Genomic DNA, 14,963 nt, shown 5'->3' with positions numbered 1-14,963 from the left:
ATCTGCTTATAGAAGAGGTTCGCAAACTCCCTCTCTAAAAAACTATGAAATGAGGATTTACCCATGGCAGGAAGAAGTAATGAAGACTTAAAAGAGATTACCCTTCTGGGCAATCAAGGCACGAAGTATGTGTTCAATTATGACCCTACACTCTTAGAAGCATTTGATAACAAACACCCGGATCGGGCTTATTTCGTCAAATTTAACTTCCCGGAGTTCACTAGCCTTTGTCCTGTAACTGGACAACCGGATTTTGCTACCCTCTACATTTCGTACATTCCTACGATCAAAATGGTGGAGAGCAAGTCCCTGAAACTTTATCTATTCAGCTTCCGCAATCACGGTGATTTCCATGAGGATTGTGTCAATATTATTATGAATGATCTCATCGAATTGATGAATCCGCGTTATATCGAGGTATGGGGCAAGTTCACGCCTCGCGGCGGCATCTCCATCGATCCTTACTGCAACTGGGGGCAACCAGGTACGAAGTACGAAGCCATGGCTGACCATCGCATGATGAATCATGATTTATATCCAGAGAAAATTGATAACCGCTAAGATACCGTCGGAAATAGAAAAGCTTGATCAATTCCCAGTAATGAACTGGGCTTGATCAAGCTTTTTTTCACATTTAGCCTACTTAGTAAACGTCAGGATTTGCAACAAGCGTTGCAGCAGCACTGCACTTTGTGCTCGCGTTGCTTCTTTTTCTGGATCAAACGAAGTGGGGCTCATGCCCTGCATCAACTGCAGTTGAACTAAACGTCGAACCGCGTCAGCCGACCATGATTTAATTTGCTTCTGATCCGTAAATGCAGGCAAATTGCCTGTTGCTTGTTGATCATCATACCCAGCAGCCTGCAGCGCCCGATCGATCATGACAGCCATTTCCTCACGTGTAATCGTCTGATTAGGTCGGAAAGTACCATCTTCATAGCCCGTGATGATGCCACCCTCAACTGCAGCGTGGACGAAATCATTAAACCAATCCTTATGGCTCAAATCTTTAAAAGTCGTTGTTCCATTCGATGACTTAATGCCCAGTGTCCGCGTAAGAAGTGTCGCCAGCTCTGCACGTGTGATCGGTTGATCTGGACGGAATTCCTCTTTGGAAACACCTTGAACGAGCCATTTATTCGCCATTCGCTCAATGCCATCTTTTGCCCAATGCTTATTCGTATCCTTAAACGAAATATTATTTTCAATCAACAGGAACGTTTCATTCGAATGACTATACAGAGTCACCTCTCCGGATTTCATCGTAAGTGGCACAGGTTCATAGGTCGTATTCCCTTGCTCATCTTTGACTACTATAACGGCTGCAAGATTGCGTTCTTTGATTGTTGGATCTACCTGTACGGTATACGGTACATAGGAGCTGAAACTGGAAATCGTTGCTGATTTCCCACCTCCTACGACTGCCTTCATGCTAAAATCGATCGCGTACACGACTTTGAATCCTGCAGCATTTGCCTGCGCCGAAGCGTTCTCGTTCTTACTAATATTGACTTGGATCTGAACGTTTTCTGGTTTATCCCCTAGCTGTGAAGCAAATTGAGACACATTCAATTGGTTGAGTGGGAGTTTCACGCTTCCAATTTCCGTTTCAATCGTCGCGGATGGGATGCCGCTCAGCTTTTGCAGAGCTTGATGACTCAACGTTAGCTGTACCTGCCCTACATCGCTTGGCGAATCCACCACAATCGTAATCGAACCTTCCCCTTGTGCTTTTAAAATAGTATCCAGCGTCTTTTCATCTAATGTTGCTGTTGCCACGGTTTTGCCATCAACCTCTGTGGTCTTGGCTTTCAGGCTATCTGAAGCGTTACTTGGCGGATTACTGCCAGCTGATGATGAACTTGATGAACTATGATCTCTAGTTACTTTCAGACGATATGTCTTCGTCAAAAGATTTTCTGAGGTAACTACAATTGCAATGACATTGTCACCTACTTGTAGTTGAATCGCAGTGGAAGCCGAGCCACTTACGACCTCGTTTCCATTCACGCTCACTGTCGCACTGTTCGCTACCGTCGGTGTTACTTGAATTTCAGTTACCCCGTTTGATACATTCGATGTATACTCCGTTGTCTCAGCATCGAATGTGGGACTTAATGTTCCTGCGCTGAGGGCTAGGTTGCTTAAATTATTATTTGTTGATAAAACACGTGTAACTGTCAATTGATAGGTTTTCGTCGATAAATCTTCTGCGGCAACTACAATCTCAATAACATTGTCACCTGCTTGAAGTTGAATCGCATTGGAAGTCGAGCCACTTACGATAGTCGCCCCATTCACAGTCACTTTAGCTCCGCTGTTATTCGTTGTTGGCGTAATAAGAATCTCACTTATACCATCTGGCAAAATTGATGTATAAGCTGTTGTAGCCGCATCAAATGTTGGACTTAATGTTCCTGCGCTGATTCCCAAGCCACTTAACGTATTGTCCGTTGAAGGCCATACTTCCGTTGCCGTTACGCCAACAGCCTTATCATAATTCGTCCCCAGATTGTTCAAGATATTTTTACTCACATGAATGTTAGTCCCTGCCTGCAATCGAATCCCATTTGAATTTCCAGTAATGATATTCCCTACAATTTCTACGTTCTGAGGGTCTCCAGCTCCCACATAATTAGCGTTCAGGTCACCATTATCGTGTTCAAGCAAAATGCCCCAGTAGTCTGTCGCCGTATTATTGCGAATCGTGTTATTGATAATGCGTGTGCCCGGCCCATTCAGAATATTAATGCCTGCCGCATTCACTACGGATGTCGTATTTTCAATCACATTGTTCTCAATTAATGTTTCTGGTGTGCCCATGGTGACAACAATGCCTTCCCGCGAATTGCGAATGATGTTGTCATGGATATGATTCTTAGGGCCGGATTTGCTGTGATTCGTAGGTGCCGTTCCCCCTGTATTCCCAAGGCCAACTCCACCGCCAGTCCAAATATCCTCGATGGTATTTCCATATACTTCGTTCAAGTACTCCAACTCACCGTGAAGGTCTATAGCATCTAGTTTGGTTCTGATGTAACGATTGTTACGTAGCGTATTGTTGTGTGCAACATTTTGAATCAGAGAACCATGTCGCAAATAAGGGCCTTCAAAAGTAGAATCCTCAACCACATTCCAATACGTATCATTGTCAAAACCAAGTCGATCCACCTTCGGCATACCTTGTATGGAAGTTCCGTACCCCGCTCCGCCTCCGCCTAGATCCGTTGCATTACGGAAGGTGCTGTGGCGAACAACAACATCATGACTGTTCTCAATACGGATAGCCATTCGTCTAAAACGCTCAACAGTAACATGATCAATCGTCACGTTATAGGACGGTGTATCTCCGTAGTTGGCAATAGCAATGCTGCTATCCGGCCCCCCAGCCTCTGGGTTATTTGTAGCATGCTCAAGTGAAAACGAGCGATTCCACGTTGAAGAGATCGTCAAGTTAGAAACCAAAATGTCGTGTTGACTTGACGACTTCACAACCGAACTATTTTTAATATCATCGATACTCGATTTCAGTATGGTTTCTTCTTCACTTTGTCCCCGTAAATTCACGCCGGACTTCAGCTTCAAATTCACAAATCCATCAGGCGAAGTGATTAGGTTATACACACCGTTTGGCAGGTAAACTTCGTCCCCTGGGGAAGCAGCATTGATAGCATTTTGAATCGCAACACGATCATCATTCCCATTATCTGCAGGATCTGCCCCATAACTAGTTACATTAATTGTTGCACCTGTGACAGGATTCGGTGTATGCAGCACGTGTTCCGTGCCATCTGGGTTCGTTAAACCGGCTTTGGTGAAAGGAACCGCACCTGGAGGTGCAGTAGGTGTAATATTCGGAACGATAGCAACCGGTGTATCACCAGTCACATAGGGTGCATAGATCATCACATCTGTTAAGCTGGTAAACGTGCTGCCATCTGAGTTTCCATGCCCAATAATTCGAACGAAACGAGCATCCGTATCTGGTATATCAAAAGCCTGCATATTCGCTGTGATCATACGACTGTTTCCACTAAATACATTTGTCCATGTTAATGCATCATTAGAGGTCTCAATATCAAGCCGTGTAGAACGTAAATCACCTTTATAAAAAGCGATACCTACATAGCCAATTCGTTTGGATTGACCTAAATCAAACATAATATACTGACCATCACCTGATGCTGACCAGCGACTGTATAAGTTGTTATCTAATGTGTTGCTCTCCACATTCCCATCACTGCTGCTAGCATTCACTTCGACTACAGGAATTGGAGTCACAGGAGCAGCTAACGTTGTCGTGCTGTAGGTTAGAGGCAGCGTGGTATAGTTCCCAGCAACATCTCCCGCGTAGACAGCATAGGTAACATTTGTTGAAGGGCTTAAGCCTTGCGCTGTGTAGTAGGTACTGCCAACAACGGTTTGAAGTAACATGTCGTTTTGATAAATCTTATAATTCGAAACTGCGCTATCATCTGTTGCCGCTGGCCAAGCTAGTTGGACGAAGTCTGTCCCTAGATTGATCGAATTCAAGACAGCCCCATTAGGCCATTGCGGTGGGGTGGTGTCGCTTTGTACAACACGTTTCACAAGAAGCTGCGTTTCCGGATTAGAGACTGAAGTATTATCTTTGGAATACAGATTAACGGATTTGCCTGTTACCAAGGCATCTGCGACTACAAAACTTACCACTCCATCCGCTAAATGTCGTCTTACGTAATCAGAGACGTCAATATCATGATAAATAGGTTTAACCCCATTAAGAGTCGTTATCGTAAATTGACCTACCTGCTCCATTAGTGATAGATCCTTTTGTAGAGCTGTCGCATTATTCCATGTGAACGTGCTCTCCTGCCATGAATTATCGGTTAATCCGAAGACTTGCAAATCCGCTGTGGTCAGGCCGCTTCCTAATTTAGCAGAAACCTGCAGGATGTATTTATAGCTGAGATCTGCTGCATTCGATACATCAAACTTAAAGTACATTTGTTTCTTTTGCGTACTGCTGGTTGAGACACTGAATAGCCCATCTGTTGATCCATTTTTTTTATCATAGACCGTATTTAATACAGATGGCACCTCGATATCCGGTGTCTTCCAATGGATCGCACCATCTGCTGAAGGAGGCAACGTGCTCACAACCACTTCAGGATCCACAGCTGCCATACCAGCCGTAGGAAGCAATATCATTGAGAATAGCATTGAAAAAATCAACATAATGGCTATCTTACTTTTGAAAAGATGAAATTTCATTCCAGCAAAACTCCTTATCCGTCATATTGAAAGCGTATACAAATTTGATCATACTCGCTTTCTCCACAATTGAATTGTCATTTATTTAGGTGAGGGAGTGGATAAATTAGGATTTCGCAGGAAAAAACCTCTATCGAGGCGATTGCCAGCGGTGGATTGCTCTTGCGCACAATTTTTGTGCGCTAGCGTGCGACTGCCGGCGGCGGATTGCTCTTGCGCACATTTTTTGTGCGCTAGCGTACGACCGCCAGCGGGTGGATTGCCCTTGCGCACAATTATTGTGCGCTAGCGTGCCGCTACCGGCGGCGGATTGCTCTTGCGCACAATTTTTGTGCGCTAGCGTGCGACTGCCGGCGGTGGATTGCTCTTGCGCACAATTTTTGTGCGCTAGCGTGCCGCTGCCAGCGGCGAACTGCTCTTGCGCACAATTTTTGTGCGCTAGCGTGCGACCGCCAGCGGTGGATTGCCCTTGCGCACAATTATTGTGCGCTAGCGTGCGGCCGCCAGGCGCGGGACTGCTCTTGCGCACAATTTTTGTGCGCTAGCGTGCGACCGCCGCCGCGGGACTGCTCTTGCGCACAATTTTTGTGCGCTAGCGTGCCGCTGCCGGCGGCGGATTGCCCTTGCGCACAATTCTTGTGCGCTAGCGTGCGACCGCCAGCGGCGGGACTGCCCTTGCGCACAATTTTTGTGCGCTAGCGTACGACCGCCGGCGGCGGAATGCCCTTGCGCACAAAAAAACCGATCCAAAAGGATCGGTTAGGTGTTCAAGTCCAGTTATATTCTCTACCACTTAGTACAAAGGCTGTGGCGTATACGGCTGCGGACATTGCGGGTACGGCAAAATATCTCTCACCTGATTAAACGTATAATGCTTCGTCGCGAATTGCGTATGGTATAAATACTCAATGACGTAGATCGAGCCGCCTTGTACACTGCACAGAATGCCGGATACCCCGGTACCATCCATCAGGGAAATACCAACAGGCCTCCCGATTAAGGCATAAGCTTTTTGTTGAATAGGCATAAGTCATCATCTCCTGATGTAGCGTATGCCCCCAAGCGCCCAAACGTTCAAGCTCCACTCCGTTTTTCCACGCCTACCCTTCCCGAGAAAAAGGTCGCTCCACCGCCCATATCCGCCACGCGATCTGGTGTCAGGACATTCACGCGCGTTTTGCTGCCGGGCGTATCAGCCCATAGCCCTTGACTGACAACTACCCCCCGCTGCACATCGCGACCAGCCATAACGACCAACTCGCACTCGCCGCGCTCGTTCCACACCCGTGCGAGATCCCCGCTGGACAAGCCCAAAGCCGATGCATCGTCTTCATGCATATGCAACTTCGGTATTTTCTCCATGCGGACATGCTTCTCATTATGGGCAAAAGTTGAATTCAAGAAGTTATGATTCGGCGCCGGAATGAACATAAATGGCAAATCACTAGTCTCAGCAAGCGGCACATACGTTGGAAGCGCTGGGAACCCATTACTCGCCATGTCGGCGGAGTATAGTTCGATTTTGCCACTAGGTGTCCGAAGCTTTCCAGGAAATAAGGGTATGGTCGCTGCTTTCATGAATCCCCCCTCCAACAAAGCATCGAACGATATGTCAGCTAAAGCTGGATTGCCAGGGTGATTCAAAGCCTGACGAACCATGTCCTCGTCGCTGTCCCGCAGCGCTTCATCCTCGTAGCCCATCATCGAAGCAAGAAGTCGGAACACGTCTACATTCGCTTTGCTCTCGCCATAAGGCGCAATCACTGGCAGCTGAAGATGCACATAGTGATGCCAATAGGAGCGATAGAAGTCTGTATTTTCAAAAGAGGACGTCGCTGGCAGCACAATATCCGCATACTTAGCTGTTTCCGTTAGGAACAGATCATGCACGACGGTGAATAAATCCTCTCGCTCCAGTCCTTCCTTCACTTTATTTGCATGGGGTGCGACCAACGCTGGGTTGGAATTATAAACATACAGCGCATGGATGGGCGGATCTAGCTCGAGCAAGGCACTGCCAAGCAGGTTCATATTGATTTGGCGTGCTTCCTTCGTACGTAAATCCGGTCGCTGCAAGGCCGGTAAATTATGCTCCAAATAAGCGCCATTTCCTTTAATAGCGCCGCCGCCTTGATGCAGCCACTGTCCGGTTAGTGCTGGCAAGCAAGCAATCGTCCGTACGCACATGCCACCGTTATCGTGGTGCTGAATCCCATTTCCTATACGAATAAAGGAAGGAGATGTCTCACCATATAAACGAGCAAGACGATAAATATCCTCTACTGGTACACCTGTAATCTCAGAAACGCTGGCCGGATCATACTGCTGCACGTGTGCTCTAAGCTCCTCATACCCTAGCGTGTACTCTCGCAGGAATGCCTCATCCGTCATCCCCTCAGCGAACAGAATGTGCATCATGCCAAGTGCCAGAGCCGCGTCCGTTCCCGGCAAAATAGGAATGAACCAGTCCGCCCAGCGGCCTGTTTGGTTCTTATGCGCATCAATGACGATGATTTGCGCACCGTTTTTGCGAGCTTTCTCTGCCAGCATCACCTGATGCATATTCGTGCTGACCGCATTGATGCCCCACATGATGATCAGCTTCGCGTGCACCGTATCCTCAGGATCCGTCCCATAGCTGCCGCCCATCGTATATTTATAACCCTCGGTGCCAGCTGATTCGCAAATCGAATACAGCAGGCGGCTGGCTCCCATCCGATGGAAGAAGCGACGATCCATGCCTTCTGTCCCTATCCGTCCCATATTGCCATAGAAACTATAAGGCAATATGGACTCTGGACCTTCCGAGGCAATCAATTCTTTCCAGCGACTCGTGATGGTGTCCAATGCCTCATCCCAGGTAATCCGCTGGAAAGAGGCCTCTTCCCCCTTGGGGCCGACACGTTTCATGGGATACTGCAGCCTTTTATCATCGTAAATACGTGCCGTCATGTTGCGAACTTTATTACAAATAGCTCCCTGTGTCACGGGGTGATCGGGATCTCCTTCTATTTTAACAATCTTCCCATCTTGTTTATGAAGCAGTAAACCGCACTGATCTGGACAGTCCAGAGGGCAGACGGCTGGAAAGATACCTTGTTGTTCTTCGGTCATAGTGGTCGTCATTGTCATGCGCATGATCTTCTTCGTAGCTCCCTTCCACATCCATCATTTCTTTACTATATACCGAAAAGGATTGGAAGTGAAACCGAACACTTTTAGTACAATTGTTCAGCTGACCAATCTCCCTCTAACGGATGACAATCCAATTGAGGTAGCTTTAAAGCCTTAATCGCTTGCTGTAAATAGTCGCCATTCCAACGAATGTCCTGTATTTTGGACAATGTGGACGTGTGAACAGCATCATTCTCTTGATGTAGCTGTACGAGCGAATTCATATCTTTGGTATAAAATGAGGCGTCCCATCTGACTTTGGTCATAATGGCAACGGCAATCTCCACCGGGATTCCTTTAATTCGGGTAATCAGCTCTGCCGCTGCATCGGGATCCTTGCGAATAAATTCGTGTACGCGGAGATGTGCTTTCAAATAAGCGATGGTATCTCCTTCATGATGATGAACCCACCTCTCGTCTGCGACGACGCCCGTCAGGTAATCTTCCCCAATCCCTTCTTGAAAAAGCACGCTGCCGACTCCGTGATAGTTCACCAACGAGATATAAGGCTCCCACATCGCACATCCTGCGATCTTCCGTTTTACAATCCCCGCCATACTCTCATCCATCTCTTTGTGAATAATGTGATTTTCGTTGCCTCCTAATGATTGGAGCAGCTTGGATAACCGTCTACCTGCACTCGATTGTGCGGCCGATGTCAGTGACCAACTGCAAATTTCAGAAATATCACTAGGCTCCAGTCCTTTGCGCAAAATGAGCGATATCCCTTGTCCACCGGACGTTTTGCCATCAAAAGCGATAAGAACAGGATTAAAAGCGGGGAACGTCTGACGCAGCGAAGCACCAAGGACAATCGGATAGTCTCCCAACGACGCAATCTGAATGCTCCCGCCTATCATCCCTTGCAGAAGCACCGCACCGTTAGCACCGTCGAACCATTTCACCTGAACCACACGACTTGGATTGGCTGCGGCAAGCTCTTCTTCCAACCAACCTAGCTCCTTCATGATGAGAGATGTCCACATATGAGCTGTTCCACTCTGATAACCAACCGTTAACGTTGGGCTTTCTTGCGTAGATACGGTAGATGATGCGCCTGCTGTAAATACAGGATTCTGTAGACTAACCGCATGGAGACGAACCCATTGCTCTAATTCTATCTTATCAATTAAGATCTCTTTGCCAATTTTCACAAAAGGAAGTTGCTTTAATTTACGCCACCGGTCAAAGGTCGAACGGCTAACACCGAGTAAATCAATCGCTTCCTGCAAGGGTATCAGATTGAATCGCTGCATGGGCATCAAAGTCACCTCGATTGGTTCATAATGGTCATTCATCGTCATTCCTGTTCATGTGTCGCCAATTTATTGACAGAAAATGGGTGCAATCGTATATTTCATTATAGAAACTAATACAGAGTAAGTCTATAGGAATTATAAGTTTAAAATCAGAAATTATCGTAAGGGGGAATTGGACTATGTTGACCATACCATTGAAAAGAAGTTATGTGACTGCCTTATCTTTCGTCCTTGCCTCATCCCTAGTCGTATCCGCGTGTGGTAACAAAGATCAAACCGTTACAGCGAAAGGCCAGACGCCAGAAGTTTCTGAGCTTCGCTATCAAGGCAGCGTCGGTTCTGTTACTTACCCCGAATTGGCTGAAGATTTAGGCTACCTCGCCCCCTTGAAGCTGAAATTTATCGGCAATACCATCTCCGGCCCGCAAGATATTCAAGCCGTTGTAACCGGTGATACAGATTTCGGGGGTGCCTTCAATGGTGCCATCGTGAAACTGATCGCTGCGAAGGCACCGATTAAGCCCGTTATTTCTTACTATGGTGTCGATGATAATACGTGGACTGGATATTAGGTCCTAGATGGCAGTCCGATTAAAACAGCAAAGGATCTTATCGGCAAAAAAATTGCGGTAAATACGTTAGGTGCACATCACGAATTCGTCATTAAAGAATATTTGCACAGAGCCGGTCTCACATCTGAAGAAATTAAGCAAGTCACCTTGGTTGTCGTTCCACCAGTGACATCAGAGCAAACATTGCGTGCTGCACAAATTGATGTAGCCGCACTTGGCGGCACCCTTCGTGATAAAGCGCTGGAACGCGGCGGCATTCAGCCATTATTCAAAGATAAAGATTTATTTGGCAATTTTAGTGCTGGAAGCTATGTGCTGACTGACAAATTTATCAAGAACAATCCCAATGCTTCTCAAAAATTCGTTGAAGCGACGGCCAAAGCCATTGAATGGGCGCGTACAACACCTCAGAGCGAAGTTGTGGCACGTTATGAGAAAATCATCAACGCACGCGATCGCAAAGAAGACACCTCTACCGTTAAGTTCTGGAAAAGTACGGGCATCGCAGGAAAAGGGGGGCTCATTTCTGACAAAGAATTCGACACCTGGATCCATTGGCTTGTCGACGAAGGCGTGATCAAAGAGGGACAGTTAAAAGTCAAAGGCTTATATACGAATGAATTTAACCCTTTTGTCAATGAGAAAAAGTAAACACCATCTGAAGAAAACGTGAAGGAGGCAAATCTATGACAGCTAAAATTAGCATTCAGCATGTGCAAAAATCATTTCGTATTCAACGAAACTTGGGGCACCTGAAAGAAGATTCTCAGCCCATCTCCGCCTTACAGGATATTAATTTGGACGTCAAACAGGGAGAATTCATGGTCATTGTTGGGCCCAGCGGTTGCGGTAAATCAACACTGTTGGACCTCCTCGCAGGGTTAACGAAGCCTAGCAGCGGGCAAATTCTACTAGATGGGAAGCCCATCACTGGGCCTAATCTTGATCGGGGGATTGTGTTCCAGCAGTATGCCTTGTTCCCTTGGAAAACAACACTTGCCAATGTGGAATTTGGTTTGGAGGCCAAGGGCGTGCCTCGTAAGGAACGACGTAAAATCGCCTTAGAGTTCATTCAGTTAGTGGGCTTATCCGGTTTCGAAAATAGATACCCCCACGAAATTTCCGGCGGCATGAAGCAGCGCGTTGCAATTGCAAGAAGCTTAGCTTATGACCCTGAAGTGCTGCTGATGGATGAGCCTTTCGCAGCGCTTGATGCACAAACACGAGAAACACTGCAAAGCGAGCTATTGCGCATCTGGGAAGCCACGAAGAAAACGATTATTTTTATCACGCACGGTATCGAAGAAGCGGTTTATTTGGGGCAACGAGTGGCTGTCATGACCTCGCGTCCTGGACGAATCAAGACAGTGCTTGATATTCCTTTTGAATCGAGGAGGAGTGAAGAGGATTTGAGGTCCAACCCAGATTTCGTCAAGCTGCGGCATGAAGTATGGGATTTACTCAAAGATGAAGTAAGCAGAGCGCAAGAACAAGAGAAAAGTAAAACCTTGGATAGCTTTGAGCCAAGTAAATCAGTGATTAAAGGAGGCGTTATCAATGGCTAGTGTGAATGCAGGTAAAGCCTTGGTCTTAGGTAGAAAGGAAAGCTTTGATGCCATCGGTTGGATCGTAACAAAGCTGCGGAAAGCTTTTAAAAACTCCATTGTAATTCTTGCCTTGCTGCTCTTATGGGAATTTGCCCCGCGCCTCGGCCTCGTCGACGCCACTTTCTTCCCACCGATCTCCGAAATTGCTACGGCCTGGTGGCAACTGCTGCTCTCCGGTGATCTTGCTGAGAATACGACTGCAAGCTTATCGCGCTCTCTCGGCGGTTTCGCCTTAGCCATATTGCTCAGTATTCCCCTCGGACTTGCGATAGGCTGGTGGAAGCCCGTCTCCGAGTATCTCAACCCTTTGCTTGAATTGCTTCGGAATACCGCAGCACTGGCTATTTTACCTGTATTCATCCTCTTATTAGGGCTAGGTGAAACCTCCAAAGTCGCCATCGTGCTCTATGCGTGCGCTTTCCCACTTCTACTGAACACCATTAGTGGTGTGAAAAATGTGGAACCCCTTTTAATTAAATCGGCTCGTTCCATGGGCTTGTCTTCGATCCAACTCTTTCGCAAGGTTATCATCCCTGCTGCAATTCCCACGATTTTTGTAGGCATTCGGCAGGCAGGTGCAAGCTCAATTCTCGTACTTGTCGCCGCTGAAATGGTCGGAGCCAAATCTGGCCTGGGTTACTTAATTCAATACACGCAATTCAGCTTCCAGATTACGAACATGTACGCAGGTATTATTTCGATTTCTGTAATTGGTGTCATTATTAATTTTCTGCTTGTTACGCTTGAGAAAAGATTGACCGGCTGGAAGCAAACATACAGTGAATAAACGAAAAAGGTGGCGTGAATGACGATGAGTCAATCCAAAAGACAACTGCATTTAAATGTTTTTCTCATGAACACGGGACATCACGAGGCTTCATGGAGACATCAGAATACGGAACCTGAGAACATTACCGATATTCGGTATTTTCAACGAATCGCTCAAATTGCCGAGAAAGCCAAGTTCGACTCTCTCTTTCTCGCTGATGGGTTGGCCGTAAGTCAAAATATTAAGCATGGCGCGTTTGTCGGCCTCGAACCGTTTACTTTACTGTCGGCATTAGCCGCTGTTACAGAGCATATTGGACTGATTGGCACCGTCTCGACGACGTACAACGAACCTTTTCATGTTGCCCGTAAATTCGCTTCGCTGGACCATATCAGCAAAGGTCGCGCTGGTTGGAATATTGTTACGTCTGGCAGCTCCTTTGAAGCCAGCAATTTCAGCAAAGATACCCATTTAGAGCACAGCAAGCGCTATGAACGGGCAAAAGAATTCTTAGAAGTCACAACCAGCTTGTGGGATAGCTGGGAAGATGAAGCTCTCATCATCGACCGGGAGTCTGGCACCTTCGCAGATCGGAGTAAAGTCCGAGAGATCAATCATGTCGGCGACACGTTCAAAGTTCGTGGTCCCTTGAATATTCCTAGATCTCCGCAGGGGTATCCCGTGCTCGTTCAAGCTGGCTCTTCCGAGGATGGCAAAGAATTCGCTGCCCAGTACGCCGAGGCGATATTTACCGCACAGCAAACCCTAGTCGAAGCCCAGCAATTTTACTCCGATGTCAAAGCTAGATTAGTGAAGTATGGCCGCTCTCCTGAACAGTTAAAAATATTGCCTGGCATCTGCCCCATCATCGGTAGGACCGAATCTGAGGCCAAAGAGAAAGAGCAACAATTAAACGAATTAACCGTTCCTGAATATGGACTCAATCAACTGTCAAATATGCTAGGCGTCGATTTGCACTCCTATCCCTTGGATGGTCCGTTACCCGAGCTTCCTAGCTTGTCCGACATCAACGGCAATAAAAGCCGCTTTCAGCTTGTCGTTGACCTCGCAGGGCGCGAGAATTTAACCATCCGTGCCTTGCTTCACCGCCTAGCTGGCGGTCGTGGGCATCGCACATTCGCTGGTACCCCTATCCAAATCGCCGATCAACTCGAAGAATGGTTCTTACATGGGGGCAGTGACGGCTTTAATGTGATGCCGCCGTATTTACCAGCAGGTATCGAAGAATTCGCCGAGTTTGTCATTCCGGAACTACAGCGTAGAGGTTTGTTCCGAACGGAGTATTCCGGATCCACGCTTCGGGGGCATTTGGGACTCGCAAGACCCCTTAACCAGTATGCGACTGTTGCCGTAGAAGGCGCATAAAACTATAATATTGGAGGCCAAGACGATGAGCACAAATGAGCAAGTTAAGCAAACAACTGGGGACATTGAGGTATTGCCGATTGCAGGAAGAATTGGCGCGGAAATTAAAGGAGTAAGTCTTCATGCAGAACTGGAGACTCAATCAGTTTCAGCGATCCGAGAAGCCTTATTGCAGCATAAAGTGCTTTTCTTTCGTGGACAGCACCAGCTGGATGATGCTGGACAAGAAGCATTCGCCCGCTTGTTAGGTGCTCCTGTCGCTCATCCTACGGTTCCTATTAAACAGGGTACCGACTATGTGCTAGAGCTAGATTCCAATCATGGGGGAAGAGCTGATTCCTGGCACACAGACGTAACCTTCGTGGATGCTTATCCACAAGCATCCGTCCTCCGTGCCGTCGTTGTGCCGCTCTCAGGCGGAGATACCGTCTGGGCGAATACGGCCGCTGCGTATGAGCACCTGCCTGCCGAGCTACGCAACCTGGTTGATCGGCTCTGGGCAGTGCATAGTAATGATTACGACTATGCTGCACATCGTCCGCAAGTATCAGACTCCGCCAAGCAGCATCATCGGGACGTATTTGCCTCCACCGTGTATGAAACGGAACATCCTCTCGTTCGTGTGCATCCAGAAACGGGTGAGCGCACCTTGGTACTTGGGCATTTTGCAAAAAAAATTATTGGCCTTTCCTCTGCTGATTCTGCGCAATTACTTGCGCTGCTTCAATCCCATATCACGAAGCTGGAAAATACCGTTCGGTGGCGCTGGTCCCCTGGCGATGTCGTAATTTGGGATAATCGGGCAACGCAGCATTATGCGATTAATGATTATGGCGATCAGCATCGGATTGTGCGCCGCGTTACTGTAGATGGAGATATCCCTGTTAGCATTGATGGTCGACAAAGCGTTACACGCAAAAAGCAGCCCAATGCCTCTTAAATA

10 protein-coding genes, 1 pseudogene and 1 riboswitch are annotated in these 14,963 nt (G+C 47.3%); of the genes and pseudogenes, 6 read left to right on the top strand and 5 right to left on the bottom strand.

Translation table 11 applies throughout. The annotated features are described in order from the left end of the window. Positions 1–8 precede the first annotated feature (8 nt). A riboswitch (PreQ1 riboswitch) is annotated at positions 9–52 on the top strand. A gap of 11 nt (positions 53–63) precedes the next feature. Further along, positions 64–561: a preQ(1) synthase gene (gene queF, locus HQN88_RS10235; RefSeq protein WP_173110713.1), complete on the top strand. Its 498-nt coding sequence runs from the start codon at positions 64–66 to the stop codon at positions 559–561. 78 nt (positions 562–639) lie between these two features. Here queF and HQN88_RS10230 read toward each other — a convergent pair whose 3' ends face one another. From HQN88_RS10230 to HQN88_RS10210, 5 genes are all read right to left on the bottom strand, one after another. Then, a complete protein-coding gene (locus HQN88_RS10230) occupies positions 640–5,253 on the bottom strand; it encodes an S-layer homology domain-containing protein (protein ID WP_173110711.1) in 4,614 nt (1,537 codons plus the stop codon). 130 nt (positions 5,254–5,383) lie between these two features. After that, the gene (locus tag HQN88_RS10225) at positions 5,384–5,782 is read right to left on the bottom strand and encodes a hypothetical protein (RefSeq protein ID WP_173110709.1); all 399 of its coding nucleotides are present in this window, start codon (positions 5,780–5,782) and stop codon (positions 5,384–5,386) included. Positions 5,783–6,046: 264 nt separating this feature from the next. After that, positions 6,047–6,280, bottom strand: coding sequence for a hypothetical protein (locus HQN88_RS10220; protein ID WP_173110707.1), 234 nt, complete (start codon positions 6,278–6,280; stop codon positions 6,047–6,049). 47 nt (positions 6,281–6,327) lie between these two features. After that, the gene (locus tag HQN88_RS10215; protein WP_246320156.1) at positions 6,328–8,391 is read right to left on the bottom strand and encodes a molybdopterin oxidoreductase family protein; all 2,064 of its coding nucleotides are present in this window, start codon (positions 8,389–8,391) and stop codon (positions 6,328–6,330) included. A gap of 80 nt (positions 8,392–8,471) precedes the next feature. Next, entirely contained in the window at positions 8,472–9,725 is a 1,254-nt protein-coding gene (locus HQN88_RS10210) for a helix-turn-helix domain-containing protein (RefSeq protein ID WP_173110705.1), read from the bottom strand. 140 nt (positions 9,726–9,865) lie between these two features. Between HQN88_RS10210 and HQN88_RS38610 the strand changes: the two are divergent. From HQN88_RS38610 to HQN88_RS10185, 5 genes and pseudogenes are all read left to right on the top strand, one after another. Next, positions 9,866–10,909, top strand: a pseudogene (locus tag HQN88_RS38610) (ABC transporter substrate-binding protein). A 35-nt stretch (positions 10,910–10,944) separates the two neighbouring features. Then, positions 10,945–11,823: an ABC transporter ATP-binding protein gene (locus HQN88_RS10200; protein WP_056609282.1), complete on the top strand. Its 879-nt coding sequence runs from the start codon at positions 10,945–10,947 to the stop codon at positions 11,821–11,823. Continuing rightward, positions 11,816–12,652 carry an ABC transporter permease gene (locus HQN88_RS10195; RefSeq protein ID WP_173110703.1) on the top strand — a complete coding sequence of 279 codons (837 nt, stop codon included), beginning with the start codon at positions 11,816–11,818 and terminating at the stop codon, positions 12,650–12,652. The genes HQN88_RS10200 and HQN88_RS10195 overlap by 8 nt, the downstream gene beginning before the upstream one ends. Before the next feature lie 24 nt (positions 12,653–12,676). Then, entirely contained in the window at positions 12,677–14,020 is a 1,344-nt protein-coding gene (locus HQN88_RS10190; protein ID WP_173110701.1) for an LLM class flavin-dependent oxidoreductase, read from the top strand. Between the two features lie 25 nt (positions 14,021–14,045). Next, positions 14,046–14,960 (top strand): TauD/TfdA dioxygenase family protein, encoded by a 915-nt coding sequence (locus HQN88_RS10185; protein WP_173110699.1) that lies wholly within the window; start codon positions 14,046–14,048, stop codon positions 14,958–14,960. The last annotated feature ends 3 nt before the right edge of the window (positions 14,961–14,963 follow it).

Origin of the sequence: Paenibacillus qinlingensis (assembly GCF_013204845.1) — a bacterium.
GTDB classification, from domain to species: domain Bacteria; phylum Bacillota; class Bacilli; order Paenibacillales; family NBRC-103111; genus Paenibacillus_E; species Paenibacillus_E qinlingensis.
This window is presented reverse-complemented; position numbering and strand designations above follow the sequence as displayed.